Origin of the sequence: Amycolatopsis vancoresmycina (assembly GCF_000716785.1) — a bacterium.
In the GTDB taxonomy this organism is placed as follows: domain Bacteria; phylum Actinomycetota; class Actinomycetes; order Mycobacteriales; family Pseudonocardiaceae; genus Amycolatopsis; species Amycolatopsis vancoresmycina.
On record NZ_JNYY01000021.1, the window covers coordinates 1 to 19980 of the forward strand.

Consider the following 19980-nt stretch of genomic DNA (forward strand, 5'->3'; position numbering starts at 1 on the left):
TCCAGCGGCGTCAAGACCGCCGGTGAGGTCGTGGCCGCGGTCCGCACGCTGGTGCGCGACATCATCTCCGAGCTCGTCGGGCACCTGATCAGCTGGGCGCTGCAGGTCGTGTTCACCCTCGGCATCGGCCTCACCTGGGTCGTGCCGCAGGTCGTCACCGCCGTCGCGAAAACCGCCTCGAAGATCACCGACCTGGTCACCAAGCTGGTCAAGGCGCTCAAGGCCCTGGTACCGCTGCTGAAGAAAGCCGGCACGCTCTTCGAGGACGCGGGCAAGGCACTCAAGAACATCAAGGTCGGCAAGACCGCCCCGCCACCCAAGGCCGGCGACATCAACGCCACCCCGAAGGCACCACCGACGAAAACCCCCGGTGGCGGCGGACACGGGGATCCGCCGCCTCCGAGCAAATCGGGCGGCGACGACAGCACGTCGACCTCGGGGTACCACGGGCCGCCGAAGGACAACACGCCGCCGCCCGGGAAGAACGGGGGCGGTGACTCCTCCGGCGACCACGGCACCCCGCCACCCGCGAAGGCCGATCCGCCACCCGCCAACGGGGGATCGCCGGGCAACGGCTCGCCCGGTGGTGGCGGTACCAGGGGGCCGGCACCCTCGCCCAAGCCGGACAAACCGCGCGACACCGCGGTCGACAAGGACACCCGGGTCTGCAAGTCCGACCCGGTCGACGTGGTGCGCGGTGCCGTCGTGCTGGAGCAGGAAGACCTGCGCCTGCCCGACCCACTCGTCCTGGAGCGGCTGCACCTCTCGGACTACCGCGCGGGGCGGTGGTTCGGTCCGACTTGGACGTCCACTGTGGACCAGCGCCTCGAGTTCGACGCGCGCAACGCGACCTTCTACTGCGCGGACGGCACGATTCTCGTCTACCCGCTTCCCGCAGCCGGTTCCCCGGTACTGCCGGTGGAGGGTCCGCGCCGGCCGCTGAGTGTCGGCGAAGACGGCACGTACTCGGTCACGGATCCCCTACGGGGAAAGGAGTTGCTGTTCAGAACGCTTCCGGGCCGGGGCGGCGAGATCCTTCCGGTGTCGGCGGTGATCGGCGCCGAGCGCGACCGGGTCGACGTGGAGTACGACCCGCTCGGCGCGCCGAAGCTCCTGAGGCACACCAGTGGCTACCTGGTCGAGCTCGACTCGGCCGGCGGGCGGATCACGGCGATCCGGGTGGTCGACCCGCAGAAGAACCTCACCGTGCTGGCCCGCACCTTCGGCTACGACGAGCTCGGCCGCTTGACCCGGGTGATCAACTCCTCGGGTCTGGCCGAGACCTACGACTACGACGCGGACGGCCGGATCACCGGCTGGCAGGACCGCAACGGCGTCTGGTACCGCTACGTCTACGACGCCGAAGGCCGCTGCGTGCGCACCGTCGGCGACCGCGGGTTCTACGACGGCCAGTTCGCCTACGAAAACCGCCTCACCACCTACACCGACTCCCTCGGCCACCGCACCGAATTCCACGTCAACGAGGCCGACCAGGTCGTGCGCGAGGTCGGCCCGCTCGGCGGGACGACGGTGTCCACTTGGGACCGTTACGACCGCCTGCTGTCCCGCACCGACCCGCTCGGCCGCACCACGGCGTTCGAGTACACCGCGGAAGGTCTGCTCACGGCGATCGTGCGGCCGGACGGGACCCGCGCCGACGTCGAGTCCGGAGTGGACGGTTCGCTCACGCTCACCGTCGCCGACGGGGCCCGGACCCATCGGCGGGTGTACCCGGCCGGGACCGCACCCGATCTGCTCGCGGTGCGCGCCGCGGCGGACGTCGAGTTCCGGCAGGACCGGCAGTGGGGCGCGGAGGTCGCGCCGGCCCCGGTCGCGGACCCGGTGGAGCGGGACCTGTTCGGGCGTCCGCGCGTGGTCACCGACGCCTCCGGGGCCCGGACCCGGCTCGACTGGACCGTCGAGGGCCGCCGCACCCTCCGGATCGGGCCGACGGGCCGGCAGGACAAGTGGCGCTACGACGCCGAGGGCAACGTCGTCGAGCACGGCGGCGACCGCTACGAGTACGGCCCGTTCGACCTCACCGTCGCGAAGATCGACGCCACCGGCGCCCGGACCGCCTACGAGTACGACACCGAGCTGCGCCTGACGCGCGTGACGAACCCCGCCGGCCTGAGCTGGTCCTACACCTACGACGCCGCCGGGCGCACGGTCTCCGAGACCGACTTCGACGGCCGCGTGCTGCACTTCGAGTACGACGGCGCCGGCCAGCTCGTGAAGTCGGTCGACGGCCTCGGCGCGGCCACGACGTTCACCTACGACGCCCTGGGCAACGTGGTCGAGCGCCGCACCGGCGCGGGCGTGACCACCTACGCCTACGACCCGGTCGGTTTCCTCGTGCGCGCCACCGAAGGCGACAGCGTGGTGGAGATCGAGCGGGACGAGTCCGGCCGCGTCGTGCGGGAAACCGTCGACGGCCGGGCGATCGCCTACTCCTACGACGGGACGAGCGTCCGGCGCCGCACTCCGTCCGGAGTGGACAGTGCGTGGACCTGGGACGCCGCCGGAACACCGGTGTCGCTGCTCGTCGCCGGGCAGGTGGTCTCGTTCCGCCACGACGAGGCCGGCCGGGAGGTCGAGCGCACCACCGGCACCGGCGCCACGCTGACCCAGGCGTTCGACGCCGAGCACCAGCTGACGCAGCAGGTCGTGACCGCGCGCGACACCGCCCGCGTGACCCAGCAGCGCGGCTACCTCTACCAGCCCGACGGCCGCCTCGCCGGCGTCGACGACGCCCTCTCCGGGCCGGCTCGGTTCCGGCTCGACCCGGCCGGTCGCGTCACCGACGTCGCCGCGCGAGGCGGAACCGAGAGCTACCGCTACGACGCGGCCGGCAACATCGTCGACGCGCAGCTGGCGGCGGCCGAGCTCGGACCGCGCCGCTACACCGGCAACACGCTGGCCGCCGCCGGCGCGGTCAGGTTCGGCTACGACGCGCAGGGCCGCCTGACCACCCGCAGTGACCCGGGTGGCACCTGGACCTACCGCTGGGGCCCGCTCGACCGCCTCCTCGGCGTCCGGACGCCCCAGGGCACCGAGTGGCGCTACCGCTACGACCCGCTCGGCCGTCGCACCGCGAAGCAGCGCCTGGCGCCGGACGGCAGCGTGTCCGAAGAAGTCACGTTCACCTGGAGCGGCCAGCTGCTGGTGGAGCAGGTGCACCGCGACGCGCACGGCCGCGAGCTCGTGCTCACCTGGGACCACTACCCCGCCAGCACGCGCCCGGTCACGCAGACCGAACACCTCGGCACCGGGGTGCGGTTCTTCTCGTTCGTCACCGACCAGATCGGCACGCCGGTCGACATGATCGACGCACACGGGGTCGTGGCCTGGCACGCCACCACGTCGCTGTGGGGCCGCGTGCCGTCCGGCCGCCCGGGCAGCGTGTCGACGCCGCTGCGGTTCCCCGGCCAGTACGCCGACGACGAGACAGGCTTGCACTACAACGTCTTCCGCTACTACGACCCGGGCACCGGCCGGTACCTCAGCCAGGACCCGCTGGGGCTCGCCCCGGCGCCGAACCCGATCGCCTACGTGCCCAACCCGTTGTCCGAGGCCGATCCGCTCGGCCTCGGCTGCAACAGCAGCAAGCTGGCCGACGACGGCGACGGACCCGCACAGGCACCGCACCCGGTGCCACCGCCCCATGCCAACGCCGGCAACGACGCCACCCACGTCCAAAGCTCCAACCCGCCCCCGCCACCGCCTCCCCCGCCTGGCCACAACGCACCGCCGCCACCTCCGCCGGGCCACAACGCGCCACCGCCACCGCCACCCCCGCCAGGCCACAACGCACCGCCGCCACCTCCGCCTCCCCCGGCGGGCCACGGCACGGGTACACCCGGCGGCGGCCACGACGGCACCGGCGGCGGTCCGTCGCACTCCGGCGGCAGCCAGAACAACCACACGCCCATCGACTACGAGCCCGCGGGTCCCGATCACCCCGGGAACAACCGGCCGGCGAACGACAACCGGCCGTTCGACCAGAAGTACGACGGTTACAAGAACGAGCTGGGTATCGACGGGCCGCAGAAGACCCTGAAGATCCCGGACGACCCGAACGTCAAGCTGAACACCAAGATCGAAGACCTGCCGCCCGGCGTGGCCCACGGCTTCGGCCCGGCCGACCACGGCAAGACGGTCGGCCACTACATGGGCTACGACGCGGACACCGTCGCCGGGGAGTTCGGGCACAACAAGGCCCACGACGCTCTCGACCTCCAGGGCGGCGGCGGGTACAACCACCACTCCGGCACGATCAACCTCGGTGCCGGCCAACCCGACAAGACCCTGTACCACGAGATGGGCCACATCAAGCAGGACCAGCTCGGCTACAACGGCTCCAACACCAACCAGTCGGTCATCGAGTACCACAACGTGCTGCACCACGAGAACAAGTTCAACCTCAACGATCCGCCGCGGACCTCGTACACGCTCGACGACATCCCCGGCCGGGCGAACAAGACGAAGCACACCTGGGAGGACTTCCAGAACGACCTCGACAACCTGCCGCCCGAAAAGAAGACGCAAACCCAGAACGCGGTCAAGGACATCGAGAACGTCCTGAACACCGACCCGCGTTACGCCGGGCTCTCCGACCAGATCAAGAAGAACCTGGCCAACGAGTACTTCTGGGGCAAGAAGCAAGGGCGGTTCTGATGACCGCGCACGGTCGGCCACCACTGTTCCCGTTCGATGCACCACCGTCGACCGACCCGGCCGCCGAGGCGATGCGGATGCTGCACACGGACCCGGTGCCTTTGGTGCGGTTGGCCGGCGGCCACGAGGTCCGGCTGGTCACGCGCTACGACGACGTCCAGCGCGCGATGTCCGATCCCCGGATGAGCCGTGCCGCCCTGGCGACGCCGGACGCGCCGACCATCGTCCCCGGCCTGCAGTCGCCGGACATGATGCCGAACATGGACCCGCCCGACCACACGAGACTGCGCCGCCTGGTGGCCAAGGCGTTCACCACCGGCAACGTGGAACTCCGGCGGCCGGGCGTGGAAACGGTCGCGACCGGCCTGGTGGAACGGATGCTGGCCGCCGGGCCGCCGGCGGACCTGGTCAGCGCGCTGGCCGAACCGCTGCCCGGCATCGTGATCTGCGAACTGCTCGGCATCGCCCACGACGAGCGCGAACCCCTGCTCGCCTTCATCGAAGCCATGTCCATCACCACCGCGTTCGACCACGAGGCGTTCGCGGCGACCGGCGCGGTGGCGGCGGCGCACCTGCTCGGGTTGATCGAGCGCAAGCGCCACCGCCCCGGCGACGACCTGCTCTCCGCGCTGACCCAGGTGCACGACGAGGACGGCGACCGGCTCAGCGAAGCCGAACTGCTGATCACCGTGATGCTGCTGATCGGCGCCGGCCAGGAGACCACGATGGCGCAGCTGGCCAAGTCCGTGCTGTTGCTGTCGCGCCACCCGGACCAGTGGGAACGTCTGGTGGCGGCGCCGGACCTGGTGCCGAACGCGGTCGAGGAACTGCTCCGGGTCGTCGCGCTGGGCCACGCCGGGCAGCCGCGAATGGCCCGTGAGGACGTGGAATTCTCCGGCCGGACCGTCGAAGCGGGCACCGCGGTGTTCCCGATCGTGAGCGCGGCCAACCGGGACCCTGCCGTCTTCCCCGACCCGGACCGGTTCGACGTGGACCGCCACGAGGCGGCCCGTCATCTGTCGTTCGGCCGGGGTGCGCACTTCTGCCTCGGCGCGCCGCTGGCCAGGATGGAACTGCAGGTCGCGTTGCACGCCCTGGTGACCAGGGTGCCCGGGTTGAAGGTGGCCGAGCGGGACGACGAGCTGGCGTGGCAGCCCGACAGCCTGACCCGGGGCCTGCGGCGGCTCTTGGTCACGTGGTGAACACCGGAGCCGGCTGACTGCAGCGGCCGGCGGAGCCTGCTCCGGCTATGCCTGCGACCTCAGCTGATCGTCCTCGGCGATGCCGTTCATCCGGTCACGGAGCTGGTCGGCCACCCGCTCACCGTCGAGGCGTTCATCGAGCGCAGCAAGCAGTCCTTCGACGGCCACTAGACCGTTCACGGTCTCGCCCGCCACGCCGAGCTTCCCGGCCTGGTGGCGGTGCAGCCCGATTGTCGACGGATTGTCGACGGCGCCTGCCAGCATCGGGTGGCAGGTACCCGCACCGACTCGCGCCTTGATGTGCGAGCGGCCCCGTCCCAAGGAGATCCACCCGATGGAAGACCTGTTCCGCTTCCTGCTGGTCCGGCCGGCGTCCCCGACCGCCTCGAACACCGTTCTCAAGCTCGTGCCCAGGTTCGTCGCGGCCACGGCGACCCGGGACGTGGCGCAGGCCGCCGCCGTCACGTTCATCGGGCAGAACCCGCCGGCCACCGCCACGGCCGGGTTCGTGTTCGCCAACCTGGCCCGGGACGTCGCCGCCTTCGTCGGCGACGACTCGAAAGCGCTCAAGGACGTCGTGGCGCTGGTGAAGTCGGAGAACAGCAACCACCCGCCGGCCGACGTGGTGAAGGACTCGCACTTCGACACCGAGCGGAAGCTGCTCATCGACGTCCTCTGCGCGCTGAAGCTGACGTCGGACTCGGCGGGAGCCGACGCCCCGGCACTGGCGAACCTGTTGCGCGGCTACGACGCCATCCAGCTGGCGGCCGCCGGCACCGACCCGATCACGCTGCGGGTCCTGCAGATCGTGGACTTCGCGCCGCCGCCGGCGCAGCCGGTCGCCGCGGCTTCGGAGGCCGAACCCGCCGCGGACACCCCGCCACCGGATCCCGCGGAGAAGCTGGCGGCGGTGCTGAGCGCCATCGACGCGCTCGGCCGGCTGCCGGTGACGAGCTTCCGGCAGGAAACCAAGGGTGGCGTGGTGATCCCGCTGCAGGCCGACGAGCCGGCGCCCGAGGTGAGCGTCTCCGGGCAGGCCGCGATCGTGACGCCCTGGCAGCTGTCGCCGGAGGCCGTCGCCCAGCTGCCCGAGACGACCACCCGCACGGCCGCCGAGCTGGGCCTCGACCTCAGCACCCAGGCGTTGCCCGTGGTGGTGTCGCAGCTGCACGAGCGGCGCGTCCAGCTGCAGACCGCCCTCGACGACATCGAGGTGGCCGGCACCAAGGCGAGGCTCGCGATCGGCGGGTCCTTCGTGCCGTCGGCCGGTGGTGGCTACGTCGGCGACCCGCACCAGCCCTTCCCCAGCGGCCGCGGCAACGTCAAGCCGGTCGGGATCGGCGACCTGCTGCTGGTCAAGCAGCACACGCTCCGGTACGAGGGCGGCGAGCTCGCCCACGTCGAGAACGTGCTGAAGACGGAGAAGCTGTCCCGCAGCACGCGCCGGCTCGACCGCACCGAGACGACCATCGTGCAGGAGACCGAGTCGACCAGCGAGACCGAACGGGACAACCAGACCACCGAACGCTTTTCGCTGCAGCGGGAGACCTCCGACACCATCTCGACGGAGTCGTCGTTCAAGGCCGGCGTCGCCGTCGACGCGAAGTACGGCCCGTTCGTCGAGGTCAACGCCAACGCCGACTTCGCGACCAGCACGGCGACCCAGTCGGCGGCCAAACAGGCCTCCGACTTCGGCAAGGACGTCGTCGACCGGTCCGTCAGCAAGCTCTCGGAGCGGGTGCTCGAACGGCGCAGCACGACGACGATCGCCGAGTTCGAAGAGCAGTACTCCCACGCGTTCGACAACACCGACGGCCCCGGCCACGTCGTCGGCTACTACCAGTGGATCGACAAGGTGCTGCAGGCCCAGGTCTACAACTACGGCAAGCGCCTGATGTTCGACATCACCGTGCCCGAGCCGGGAACGAACTTCATCCTCTCCCAGATCGCGACCGCCAACTCGGCGGACACGCTGGTGGAGCCGCCGCCGTTCACGATCCGGGCGGACGAGCTGACCGAGTCGAACTACACGGTGTGGGCCAAGCGCTACGACGCGACCGGGCTCGAGCCGCCGCCCGTGCCGGTCAAGACGATCGCCAAGGCGTACGACGCGTCGATGAGCCAGGACCCGCACGAGACCACGAAGTCGGACACCTTCACCATCGACGACGGCTACCGGGCCAAGTACGCGCTCATCTCGGCGGCCTGGGACGTCTTCCCCGGCGGCTTCTGGTTCATCAACATCGGCAGCAACAGCCTGAACATCCTGACCGAGAACCCGTACGTGACCATGGCCGACGAGGTCGGTTCGGTCGCCGTCTCGTTCGAGGCGGGCAAGATGGAGGAGCTCTCGGCCAACATCGAGATCTTCTGCTACCGCACCGAGCGGGCCGTGGCCGCGTGGCAGCAGAAGGTGCACGCCACGATCACCCAGGCCTTCCTCGCCAAGCAACAGGCGTACGAGCAGGCGCTGTCACAGGCGCGAGCCGCCGCGGGCACGGTGATCTCCGGCCGCAACCCCGACTTCAACCAGCGCCTCGTCGCCAACGAGCTGCGGCGCCAGTGCGTCACCATGATCACCGGCCAGCAGTTCGACGGGTTCGGCGCGCTGCAGCTCACGCCGGAGGGCTACGCCCAGCCGGACCTCGCCCGCACCGACAAGCAGATGCCGTACGTGCGCTTCTTCGAGCAGGCCTTCGAGTGGGAGCACCTGGTCTACTTCTCCTACCCGTACTTCTGGGGCTGGAAGCCGGGCTGGAAGAACCGCATGCTGCTCGACGACACCGACCCCACGTTCGCCGACTTCCTGCGCGCCGGCGCGGCACGCGTCGTCTTCCCCGTGCGGCCGGGCTTCGAGGCCGCCGTCGTGCACTACCTGGAGACCGGCGAAATCTGGAACGGCGGAGCGCCGCCGGACATCTCCGGCTCCCTCTACCTGCCGATCGTGACGGAGATCCAGGAGCAGACCGGCGCGCCGCAGGGCGAGGTCGCCGTCGGTGATCCCTGGCTCGTCCACCTGCCCACCACGCTGGTGCGGCTGCGGCCGAACAACGACCTTCCCGCGTGGAAGAAGGTCGGCGACGACTGGCAGCCCACCAACTAGCCATGGCATCGTCCGTCGACGCGATGGCGCGCGTGTACGCGCTCGCGAACCCCGCCGCCCTCGTCCGTGAGCAGGACGCGGTCGCCAAAGCCGTGTTCACCGCGCTGCGCGTCACGCCGTCGAACGCGCAGCGCCTCACGGTGTCGGAGTCGAGCGGCTGGCTCCAGTACACCGCGGTCGAGGAGCTGTGGGACCGCAAGGCGCCACCCGCGCTGCCACCGGCGCCCGCGGCCCTCCGCGCCGCGGAAACCGCCTTGGCCGCGCTCGCGCAGTCCTGCTCGAGCGCGAACCATCAGTGGCCGGACGTCCTTCGCGACATCGCGCTGTTCCCGCCGGCAGCTCTGCTGCGGCGCGCGCAGCTGAGTGCCGTGCCCAGGCCGGACGGCTCGGCGTGGGACCACTGGCTCTACCGCGCCGAACCACAGCTCTACCTCGACGGCGCGGCCTCGGTCCGGGCCGCGGTGCGCGGGTCGCAGATCGAGGTTCGGGTCGGGCACGCCGGTCGGATCATCGGCGTGTGCACCCGGTGGCGGCCGCTCTCACGCGAACGCTGGTACACCGACTTTTCGGCCTTCGCCGGTGGCGGCGACCGCAAGCCCAAACTCGGCTACGTCCTGTCCGGTGAGGGCATCCCGCAGTACTACCTGTCGCCCTACTACTTCGTCGAAGGAGACCAGGACTACCAACCGGTCAGCGGTTCGCCGTGGTCGCTCACGGTCGACGTCGGACGGATCGAGCAGCACGGTTCCCGGATGCGGCTGCTCGCCCTCGCCCAAGGCGGCAGCGGCGACTACGCCTACAACTGGGCGGTTCATTCCTACGGCACCGCCGAGAACGGCATCCGTGAGCTGGGCGGCGGTTCCCCGCGGGTCGTGCCGACCGTGAGCGGGGGCAACGCCACGGCGAGCGCCGTCGACCTCGACAACGGCGAATACGTCGTACTGCTGAACGTGCGGGACCGCAAGACCGGCGCGTTCAAGCACCACCAGCAGCAGGTCTTCTCGTCGCCGTTCGTCCCGTCGGCCTTCCCCAACGCCTGAGGAACACCATGAAGCTCTTCGACCGGGCGACCCGCTGGTCGCTGGATTGCGACACCGACACCGGAGGAAAGCCGCTGCCCGGCGGCATCGTGCTGCGCAACGTGCGGCACGACGACCACAATTTCGCCACCGACATCCGCACGGTCGGCATCTGGGTCGAAACGCAGGTGATCGACCCGCCGGGCACGGTCGTCTCGACCAAGAAGACGTTCTACCAGCTCGACGGCGCGCTGTTCACGGTCTCCCCGATCACGATCCTGTCCCCGCCCGCCACGAGCATGCCCGACAACGCCAGCCAGCGCGCATTCCTCCAGGCGAGCGACGCCGCGCTGAGCTTCGGGAGGTACTTCAAGAACGGCACCAGCCCGGCGGGGTACGGCATTTCGGCGACGTACGAGGCACCGATCCTGTTCCTGTCGCTGCCCAACTGCGAGCACGCCGGGCTGAACCTGACGCAGTTCTTCCTGTTCTCCCGCTACTCCGACCTGCCCCGCCACGAACCCAGCGGAAGCATCGCCGCGGCCCGCTGCCACCCGATGATCCGCTACGCCCTCGTGCCGAACACCACGCACGACCCGGGCCGGCGCTTCACCCGGATCAGCAGCATCCGCTTCGACTACCGCCTGCACCTCACCATCGACCGCCATCACGACCTGCTGGAGAACCAGCTGCTGACCAAGTTCGGCAACCAGGCCGGCGCCTTCGCCGACGAGGACAACCCGGCCTCGCTCCTGGCGTCGGCGATCGTCTTCAGCGTCGTGAAGGGCTCCGAGTCCAAGGGCGTCTCGCGAGCCGCCTTCGACGCCGTGGAGAAACCTGCGGTTCTCGAGATCACCGCCCCCGGCCTCGCCAAGGGAGTGCCGATCTTCGCGGACCCCACCCGGTCCAGGCCCGGCGGCGTTCCGCTCAACGTCCGCTGCTGGGACAACTTGCACTGGTGGGGTGCACGCGGCCCGGACGAACCGATCATCTCCGCACCGGGCGCGTTCCACGCGGCGCACCTGCACTGGCGCTGGGGCGCCACCACCGGCCTCGCCCAAGGCGTGCGCTCGCATCCCGACGACCTGGTGGATCCGGCGGTCTGGCCGGCCGGCGTGGCGCCTCGGACGGCGCCGCTGGGTGGGATGTGGGGTCCCTTGGTCGACCCCGCCATCTGGATCCAGAGCATCCGGTTCGCGGTAACCAAGAACGATCCCCGGCTGGACCCGAACCGGGTCGCGCTGAACCTGCTCAGCAAAGAGGACTGGAAGTCCCTGTTCACCCCCGGCCTGCGGCAGCACCCGCAGGACATCTCGGCCGGCGACGACATCGTCCTGTGGTTCTCGATCGAGGTGCACCGCGAGGTCGAGGTGCACGAGGTGCCGGTGGGCGGCGGCCCGCCACGGAAGTCGCGGTCGTTCCAGGCGAAGACCGCGGGCACGGTCTTCATCCACGGCCTGTTCTTCCCGCACGACGCCGATCCTGAGGGTTTCACCTTGTCGCTCGGCACGACGGGTCCGGAGCACCGGCCGACCAGCGAGGCCACGATCCGGTCGAATCAGGAGTGGTATCGGCCGCCCTTCACCCTCAGGTGATCACCCGCCCGCCTACTCGTGAGATCGGACGGGAACGAGAATCAGCGCATGGGATATCAGCTGCAGGGAGCCATCGCCGCCGAGCCTGTCCTCCGGGAGTTGGCGGGTACGGCGGAGTACGCACGCATCGTTCCGCTCACCCGGCACCTCTGCTTGCTGCCGATGACCGACGCCTTGTTCGACGAGATCACCGTCGCCGGAGCGGCCGAGCTCGACGTGTTCTGGAAGGCACCCGCCGGGTTCGGGCGGGCCCTGGCCGCTTGCTCGGCAGGCGGTCCCGTCGCCTACGTCGAAGCTGACTACTTCGGTGGGAGCGGAACCCAGGCCGCACAGCTGTGGGACGGCGGTCAGGTAGTGCTCGGCCCCTTGCACCTGGCCGAAGGAAAGCCGATACCGGCCGAGGGCAGCCCCATCTCCCGGGCGCTGCGGTGGCTTGGCGTGGTCAAGGGCGAGCACTTCGACGAGTTCGACGCCGCCGGGCTCGGCCGCCACCGCGAGACAGCCGGCTGGCTTCGGCCCACGAGCTGATCAGCACGGCGCACTGTCATCGGTCCGGGGTGTCGGTGAACGCGCGGACGAACGAGGACACGCAGTCCTCCGGAGTCCGCAGCGAAGCGACGATGTGCCCGTCGATGCTCAGCGGCGGGTCCAGTGGCAACGCGCGGACCCGGCGTGCCGCGAACCCCTGCAGTTGCTCCGCGGTCAGCAGCGTCCAGGACCCGTGCCCGCTGCCGATCTCGATGAGGACGGTGAGGACCGAGCCGCCCGATCTGCCCGTTGGTTCCCCGCCGATCCCGCGCAACGCTGACGTGATCGCGTCGTGCAACGCCGGGTCCTCCTCCCGTGCCGGCAGGCGCAGTGCGGCACGGTCCACATCGGACGGACGCACCACCGCGAGGCCGGCCGCCGGGTGGTCGTCGGACACGACCGCCAGCAGGGACTCGGACCACGCGCGGACCACTCGGACGCCGTCCGCCTCCACCGGGCCGCGCACCAGTGCGAGATCCAGCTCGCCGCCGCGGACGGCCGCGAGGCGTGCCGGGACCGGCAGGTCCACCAGCGATGCCTGGGCCGGCCGGGCCCCGTCGAGCAAGAGCTCCGCCGCGCGTTCCAGCCGCGCAGTCAGCCCCGGGGCGACACCGATCCGCAGGTGGGCGGCGGGTTCTCCGGCGACCACGCGCACGCGTGCCGCGGCGGCGAGCGTCTCCCGGGCCGCCTCAAGCACTCGCACCCCGGCCGGGGTGAGCCGGACGTGCCGCGGCGAGCGGTCGAACAGCCGGGTGCCGAGGTCTCGCTCGAGCCGGGCGATCTGGTGGCTCACCGCCGGCTGCACGATGTTGAGCCGCTCGGCGGCCCGGCCGAAGTGCAGCTCCTCCGCCACAGTCACGAAATACCGCAGCGCGCGCAGTTCCACGACCCTCCACCGCCTGAGCCCACGATGACAAAAAGTGATCGCTGAGCAGTCTAAGTGGATCTGGTTCCGCTGCGCGGCGGCAGCTGGGATGGAGTCATGCACATCGGCACCGGCCTGATCACTCCCACGTCCCCGGCCGAGGTGGCGTCCGCCGCGGCGGACGCCACCGAACGCGGCCTCGACAGCTTCTGGACCAACCAGAACCCCGGCGGCTGGGACCCGCTCACCCTGCTCGCCGCCCTCGGCCCGCGGCCGGCCGAGGTCGGCACGGCCATCGTCGCCACCTTTCCCCGCCACCCCGTCACCACCGCGGCCGAAGCACTCACCATCCAAGCCGCCCGCGGCGGTCTCACCCTGGGCGTCGGCCCCAGCCACGCCTGGTACGTCCAGGACCAGCTCGGCCTCCCCTACACCTCGCCGCTGCGGCACACCCGCGAGTACCTCACCGTGCTGCGCCCCCTGCTCAACGGCCGGCCCGTCCGGTTCGACGGCGAGTTCTTCACCGTCGACACGCGCCTCGACATCGCCGCCCCGGCGCCCAGCCTCCTGCTGTCGGCGCTCGGACCACGCATGCTCGAGCTGGCCCACGACCTCGCCGACGGAGTGGCCGCCGCCTGGGTCACGCCGGACATGGTGGCCAAGCACATCGCACCGCGCACGGCCCCCGGCGCGCGCATCGTGGCCCAGGCCGTCACCCTGCTGAGCCCGGACCCCGACCGCGCCCGCGCCGAGTTCGCCGGACAACTGGCCACGGTCGGCCGGATGCCCGCGTACCGCGCCTCCCTCGACCGCGCGGGACTCGCCAACCCCGCCGACACCCTCGTCATCGGAGACGACACGACCGTCACCGACGCGGTGAAGCGCTATCAGGACGCCGGAGTGACCGACCTGATCGTCGTCCCCCTCAACGACCGGAGCCGCACCTTGGACCTGCTGCAAGCCGGCTGACGGCCGGGGCACGGGCGGCGTGGGAAACTGCCGGCCATGCTGTTCCGCCTGCTCGGTCCCGTCGAGGTGCTCGGCGACGACGGATCGCCCGTCGAGCTGCCGGGGGCCAGGGGCCGGGCCATCCTGGCGATGCTGCTGGTCTCCCGGCCGGATGTGGTCCCGGCCGGCCGGTTGTTCGCGACCGGGCAATCCGCGAAGGACCCCGTCAACGCGCTGCACGTGCAGATCGCGAAGCTGCGCGCCGCCTTGCCGGAGCCGCGGCTGGTCTCCGAACCCGGGGGCTACCGGCTGCTCACCCGCGCCGGAGAGGTCGACGCCGACGTCTTCGCCGACGCCTGCGCAACGGGACGCGAGCTGGCGCGGCAAGGGAATCCGGCGGCCGCGGTCACCGTGCTGCGCGAGGCGCTCGCGCAGTGGCGGCAGCCGGTCGGCTACGACTTCGCCGACGTCTGGCGGGTCCGGCTCGAGGAGCTCCGCCTGGCCGCGCTGGACACCGTGCTCGACGCGGAACTGGCGCTGGGCCGGCACCGGGAACTCGTGCCGGAGCTCGCCGGGCTCGTCGCGGAACACCCGTTGCGGGAACGGTTCGCGGAACTGCTGATGCGCGCCCTGCACCGCGGCGGACGCCGGCCGGAAGCGCTCGCCGTCTTCGGCGACCTGCGGCGGCGGCTGGCGGACGAGCTCGGCACCGACCCCGGCCCCGGCACGTCCGCGCTGCACCTGGAAATCCTGCGGGACGAGCCCGCACCTCCGCTTCCGCCGGGCGGCAACCTGCCGCACCCGGCCGGTGCCCTGTTCGGGCGCGACGCGGATCTCGGCACCGCCGGGCGGCTGCTCGGCGAACGGCGCCTGGTCACCCTGACCGGGCCCGGTGGCGTGGGCAAGACGCGGGCCGCCCGCGAGCTCGGGCACCGGCTGCGCGGCCGCTTCCCCGACGGCGTCTGGCTGGTCGAGCTCGCCTCCGTCGCCCGCGACGGCAGCGTGCTCGACGCGGTCGCGGCGACCCTGCCGGCAGGCGAGCCCGCGGCGCCGGCCCGCGACCGGCTGCTCGCGTACCTGCGCGAGCGCGAAGTCCTGCTGGTACTGGACAACTGCGAGCACGTCGTCGACGACGCCGCCGAGGCCGCGGAGCTGCTGCTCGGGCGCTGCCCGCGGCTCACCGTGCTGGCCACCAGCCGCGAACCGCTGAACATCGCGGGCGAACGCCCGGTCCCGCTGGCCCCGCTCGCCCTGCCGGACGCGATCCGGCTGTTCCGCGACCGCGCGCCGGCCGTCCGGGACGCCGACGCCGCGGTGGGCCGGCTCTGCGCCCGGCTCGACGCGCTGCCGCTGGTGCTGGAGCTGGCCGCGGCGGGCACCCGGCTGTTTTCCCTCGGCGAGATCGAATCCCGGCTCGACGACCTCGCGAACGCCGCCCGGCGCGCCCCGGCCCGGCACCATTCGGTCCGTGCCCTGCTCGACTGGAGCCACGCCCTGCTGTCCGATGCCGAACGCCGGGTGTTCGCCGGGCTTTCGGTCTTCCGGGACGGCTGCACCTTCGCCGACGCCGAACGCGTGTGCGGCGCCACCACCGGCGTAATGGCGGCGCTGGTGGACAAGTCGCTGGTGGTCGCCGGCCACGACGGGCGGTTCCGGCTGCTGGAAACGGTCCGCGGCTACGCGGCGTCCACTATGGACACTTCTGCGTTCTGCGACCGGCACGCCGAGGTCCGGATCGCGTTCGCCCAGGAGGTCTACGCCGGCTTGAGCTCCCCGCGCCAGCAGGAACTCCTGGCCGGCTTCCTCGCCGAACTCCCCAACGTGCGGGCGGTGACGGCCTGGCTGCTGCAGCGTGGTGACGGACCCCGCGCGCTCCGGCTGCAGGGCCTGCTCGGCTACCTCTGGTACGTCTGCGGACGCGAGGCCGAAGGCGCGCGGTGGCTCGGCCGGGCCATCGACTGCTTCGACGCCGGTCCGCGGTCCGGGTGCGACGGACCGCTCGCCGTGGCCCTGGCCTGGCACAGCTACCTCGGCCGGGCCTCCGGGGCGCTGGCCGACCCGTGGCGGCCTGCGGACCGCGTGCGCACCCTCTACCGCACCACGGCGGACCGGGACGGCGTCCGCATCGCCCTGCCGGCGATCGCGGCCGTGGCCGTGCACCTGCGCCCCGGCGCCGAGTCCCGGGCCTGCCTCGACGAAGCCGAAGCGGTCATGGCGGAGTTCGAGCACCCGTGGCTGCGGGCGATCCTGGACGCGGTGTGGTCCGAGCAGCACCGCCGCGACGGCGACCTCGAGGCCGCCGTGGCCGCGGCGGAGGCGAACCTGCGGTACTTCGAAGGCATCGACGACCGGTTCGGCGTCGTCTTCTCCCACCTGCGGCTCGGGGACGCCGAAGAGCACGCCGGCCACCGCTCCCGCGCCCGCGAGCGGTGGGCGCGGGCCCGCGACGTCGCGCGCACCGGGCACGCCCCGGTCAAGCGGGGGTACGCCGAGCTGCGCCTGGCCTACCTGGACCTCGACGACGATCCGCCGGCCGCGGTCGCCGTGCTCGACCGGATCCGGGCCGAAGCGGCCGAGCTCGCCGCGGCCGACCTCGGCGCCGCGGCCGCGAACCTGCTCGGGCTGGCCCACGTCCGCCGTCGCGACGAAACCGCCGCGGTGACCTGCTTCCGCGAGGCCGTGGCGGCCGAGCGGGCCCTGCCCGTCCGCGCCGCGGTGGCCGCCGCGCACCTCACCGCGCTGGCGGGTCCTCGGTGGAAGCCACCGGCGGAACAGGCGGTGGCGCGGATCCCCGACCCGCTCCACCGCGCCGCGCTCGGTGTGCTGCTGCAGGACCTGACCGGCTTGGACGACCTCCGCCAGGCCCTGTCCGGCGGGCCGGCCGGCACGCCGCTCGCCGCCCTGGTCTGAACCCGGGCCTCAGACCCGCACGCCGGCCAGCCGCTCGATGTGGTCGGCGCACAGCTCCCCCGCGTCGCGGCCGCGGTACTCCGCGGCCAGCTCTTCCGCGCGCCGCCGGTACGACCCGCCGTCCAGCAATGTGCGCACCGCCGCCTTGAGCGTCTTCTCCGACGGTGTCGCGGTGCGCAGGTTGATACCGGCCCCCGACCGTTCGACGCGGGCGGCGACCTCGGGCTTGTCCTCGGTGCGGCCGGCGACGACGAGCGGCACGCCTTGGGCGAGCGCCAGCTGCACCCCGCCGAACCCGCCGTTGGTCACCATCGCGGAGATCTCCGGGAGCAGCCGGTCGTAGGGCAGGAACGGGGCGGTGAACACCTTCCCCGGCAACGGGCCGACCTCGTGCGCACCGGTGCTCGCGACGACGGTGACGTCTTCGTCCGCCAGCGCCCGGATCGTGGGCAGCACGAGCTGCGCCAGGTCCGTGTCGGCGACCGTGCCCTGGGTGACGTGCACGATCGGCCGGCCGGCCTCGATCATCCGGTCCCACCACTCCGGCGGTTCCGCCGCCGGCGCCGGGTCCACCAGCGCCCCGACGAACTTCACCTGCGGCGGCAGCTGTTCACGCGGGTGTTCCAGGCCGGCCACGCCGTTCTGGAGGTGCAGGTGCGACGAGACACCCGACAGCCCGCGTTCCCCGGCCGGCAGGCCGAGTCCGGCGAGGATCCGGTCGCGGTGGTCGTACACGGGCTTGAAGACGACGTCGTCCAGCAGCCGGCGCACCACGCCGTTGCGCAGGCGGGCGAGCGGCCCGCGCCGGTACTTGAGCCCGGGCCCGAACGGAGGCACCTCCGGCGCCGGCAGCATCAGCGGCGTGACCCCGACGCTGACCGCGCGCGGGCCGTCCAGGTGTTCCAGCAGCGAGGCGCCGACGTGGGCGGCGTCGTGCAGCACCAGGTCGGCCTGCCGCCGGTCGAGTTCCCGCCGCAGGTCCGCGACCTGCGCCGGAATGGGTTCGAGGAACACCGAGCGCATGTCGTAGCGCAGTTTCGCGACCCCGTTGAGCCGGGTGCGCGCCGGAAAGAGCTCGTCGACGTTGCGTCCCAGGTGGTCGATGGCCGGGTCCATCGCCACGAACTCCGCGCCGGTGGCCCGGATCCGGTCCGCGAACACCTGCCCGGAGCACCAGCGCACCTGGTGTCCTCGTGCGGCGAGGGTGCGGGCGATGGGCAGCAGCGGGCCGACGTGGCCGGGCACGGGCAGGGTCGCGAACAGGAGGTCCAAAGGCATGCGGCGATCGAACCAGCCGCCCCTTTCCGGATTCTTTCCTGACCTCCGTGTGCTCGGGCACGGCAAGGGGGGCTCTCACAGGACCGGTATCGACAGGGCCTCCCGGGCCGCCAGAACGCCTGCCAGCCTGGCCGTATGGCGGAAAACCTTTTCGATCTGAGCGGGAAGAACGCACTGGTCACCGGCGGCACCAAAGGCATCGGCTTGATGATCGCGCGCGGCCTGCTGCAGGCGGGCGCCCGCGTCGTCATCAGCTCACGCACGGCGGACGCGTGCGCGGAAGCACAGGAGTCGCTGTCCGAATTCGGGGACGTCCAAGCGATTCCCGCCGACCTGTCCAAACACGACGAATGCCGGCGCCTCGCCGATCTCGTCACGGCCGGCTCGGAACGCCTGGACATCCTCGTCAACAACGCGGGCGCGATGTGGCGCGAGCCGCTGGAGACGTTCCCCGACGAGGCCTGGGACACCGTGCTCGACCTCAACCTCAAGGCGCCGTTCTGGCTGGTGCAGGCGCTGCTGCCGGCCCTGCGCAAGGCGGGCACCGCCGATGATCCCGCGCGGATCGTCAACATCGGCAGCATCGCCGCCATCCACGTCGCCGAGTCGCCCAACTACTCCTACGCCGGCAGCAAAGCTGCGCTCCACCAGCTCACCCGGGTGCTGGCCAGGGAACTGGGCCCGCAGCACATCACGGTCAACGCGGTGGCCCCGGGACCGTTCCCGTCGCAGATGATGGCGGCCACGCTCGAAGCCGTCGGCGACACGATCGCGGCGAAGGCCCCGCTGCGCCGCCTCGGCCGTGACGACGACATGGCCGGTGTCGCCGTGTTCCTCGCCGGCCGGGCCGGGTCCTACGTCACCGGTACCGTCATCCCGGTCGACGGCGGCATCGCCACGACCGCCACCGGGACCTAGGGGGTACCCGCAGAACCTCCCTCCGCCCGCGGACCCGGCCTACGGTGACGAGGTGGCCACGATCGACCTGCGCACCGAGATCAAGCAGTTCCTGAGCTCCCGCCGCGCGCGGATCACGCCCGAGCGAGCCGGACTGCCCGCGTACGGCGGCAACCGGCGGGTGAAGGGTCTGCGTCGCGAAGAGGTGGCGCTGCTGGCCGGGGTGTCGGTCGACTACTACGTGCGCATGGAGCGCGGCAGCCTCGCCGGCGCCTCCGACGGGGTGCTCGACGCGCTGGCCTCGGCCCTGCACCTGGACGAGGCCGAGCGCGAACACCTGTACCACCTCGCGCGGCAGTCCAGGGGGCCCGGCGGTCCACGCCGCCGTCGCCCCGCCGCGACCGTGCGTCCGGCGCTTCAGCAGGTGCTCGACGCCGTCACCGATGCGCCGGCGTGGATCTGCAACGGCCGTTACGACGTGCTGGCCACGAACCAGCTCGCCCGCGCGCTGTATGCACCGGTACTGGCCGGCCCGCAACGGCCGGCGAACACGGCGCGGTTCGTGTACCTGGATCCCGGGGCGGCAGAGACGTTCTTCGTCGACTACGACCGGATCGCCGGTGACGTGGCCGCGAAACTCCGCATGGAAGCGGGCCGCAATCCGCACGACGAGGAGCTGATCGCCCTGGTCGGCGAGTTGTCGACGCGCAGCGAACTGTTCCGGCGGCGGTGGGCGTCCCAGGACGTCCGGCTCCACCGGTCCGGCCGCAAGCGGCTGCACCACCCGGTGGTGGGCCGGCTCGACCTGGACGTCGAGTCGATGGAGCTGTCCGCCGAACCGGGCCTGCTCCTCAACGTCTACACCGCACCCGCCGGCACGGCGACCGCGGACGGCCTGGCCCTGCTGGCGTCGTGGGCGGCCAGCCAGGAGAAGCCGGCGACGGTCCGGTGATCACCG

General features: G+C 71.9%; 13 protein-coding genes. 10 read left to right on the forward strand and 3 right to left on the reverse strand.

Translation table 11 applies throughout. The features are described from left to right. Window positions 1-4677: RHS repeat-associated core domain-containing protein (locus OO60_RS36400; RefSeq protein WP_051767871.1), on the forward strand; the 4677-nt coding region annotated here is incomplete at its 5' end. Then, the gene (locus OO60_RS36405) at window positions 4677-5879 is read left to right on the forward strand and encodes a cytochrome P450 (RefSeq protein WP_003090253.1); all 1203 of its coding nucleotides are present in this window, start codon (window positions 4677-4679) and stop codon (window positions 5877-5879) included. The genes OO60_RS36400 and OO60_RS36405, both read left to right, overlap by 1 nt. 45 nt (window positions 5880-5924) lie before the next feature. Here the strand turns inward: OO60_RS36405 and OO60_RS36410 are convergent, their stop codons facing one another. After that, on the reverse strand, window positions 5925-6143 hold the full coding sequence (locus OO60_RS36410) for a hypothetical protein (RefSeq protein WP_033263063.1): 219 nt from the start codon (window positions 6141-6143) through the stop codon (window positions 5925-5927). A gap of 70 nt (window positions 6144-6213) precedes the next feature. Between OO60_RS36410 and OO60_RS45200 the strand changes: the two genes are divergently transcribed. Genes OO60_RS45200 through OO60_RS36430 form a run of 4 tightly spaced genes read left to right on the forward strand, consistent with a single transcriptional unit; the run spans window position 6214 to window position 12124 of the window. Further along, the gene (locus OO60_RS45200) at window positions 6214-8982 is read left to right on the forward strand and encodes a hypothetical protein (protein ID WP_003090260.1); all 2769 of its coding nucleotides are present in this window, start codon (window positions 6214-6216) and stop codon (window positions 8980-8982) included. Between the two features lie 2 nt (window positions 8983-8984). Next, complete coding sequence (locus OO60_RS36420; protein ID WP_003090263.1) at window positions 8985-10022, forward strand: hypothetical protein; 1038 nt, start codon at window positions 8985-8987, stop codon at window positions 10020-10022. An 8-nt stretch (window positions 10023-10030) separates the two neighbouring features. Beyond that, a complete protein-coding gene (locus OO60_RS36425) occupies window positions 10031-11596 on the forward strand; it encodes a hypothetical protein (protein WP_003090266.1) in 1566 nt (521 codons plus the stop codon). Window positions 11597-11644: 48 nt separating this feature from the next. Continuing rightward, window positions 11645-12124: a hypothetical protein gene (locus OO60_RS36430; RefSeq protein ID WP_003090269.1), complete on the forward strand. Its 480-nt coding sequence runs from the start codon at window positions 11645-11647 to the stop codon at window positions 12122-12124. A 16-nt stretch (window positions 12125-12140) separates the two neighbouring features. On the opposite strand, the gene OO60_RS36435 is transcribed toward OO60_RS36430, so the two are convergent. Next, window positions 12141-13010, reverse strand: a complete 870-nt coding sequence (locus OO60_RS36435) for a LysR family transcriptional regulator (protein ID WP_003090279.1) — start codon at window positions 13008-13010, stop codon at window positions 12141-12143. Between the two features lie 54 nt (window positions 13011-13064). Here OO60_RS36435 and OO60_RS36440 point away from each other — a divergent pair, with 54 nt between their 5' ends. Next, window positions 13065-13958, forward strand: coding sequence for an LLM class flavin-dependent oxidoreductase (locus OO60_RS36440; protein WP_240490716.1), 894 nt, complete (start codon window positions 13065-13067; stop codon window positions 13956-13958). Between the two features lie 36 nt (window positions 13959-13994). Continuing rightward, the gene (locus tag OO60_RS36445) at window positions 13995-16847 is read left to right on the forward strand and encodes an ATP-binding protein (protein ID WP_051767872.1); all 2853 of its coding nucleotides are present in this window, start codon (window positions 13995-13997) and stop codon (window positions 16845-16847) included. 9 nt (window positions 16848-16856) lie between these two features. On the opposite strand, the gene OO60_RS36450 is transcribed toward OO60_RS36445, so the two are convergent. Beyond that, window positions 16857-18125, reverse strand: a complete 1269-nt coding sequence (locus OO60_RS36450; RefSeq protein ID WP_003084179.1) for a glycosyltransferase — start codon at window positions 18123-18125, stop codon at window positions 16857-16859. A 135-nt stretch (window positions 18126-18260) separates the two neighbouring features. Between OO60_RS36450 and OO60_RS36455 the strand changes: the two genes are divergently transcribed. Both OO60_RS36455 and OO60_RS36460 read left to right on the forward strand, forming a co-directional pair. Next, on the forward strand, window positions 18261-19043 hold the full coding sequence (locus tag OO60_RS36455; RefSeq protein ID WP_003084176.1) for an SDR family oxidoreductase: 783 nt from the start codon (window positions 18261-18263) through the stop codon (window positions 19041-19043). Between the two features lie 52 nt (window positions 19044-19095). Next, a complete protein-coding gene (locus OO60_RS36460; protein ID WP_003084175.1) occupies window positions 19096-19974 on the forward strand; it encodes a helix-turn-helix transcriptional regulator in 879 nt (292 codons plus the stop codon). Window positions 19975-19980 lie beyond the last annotated feature (6 nt).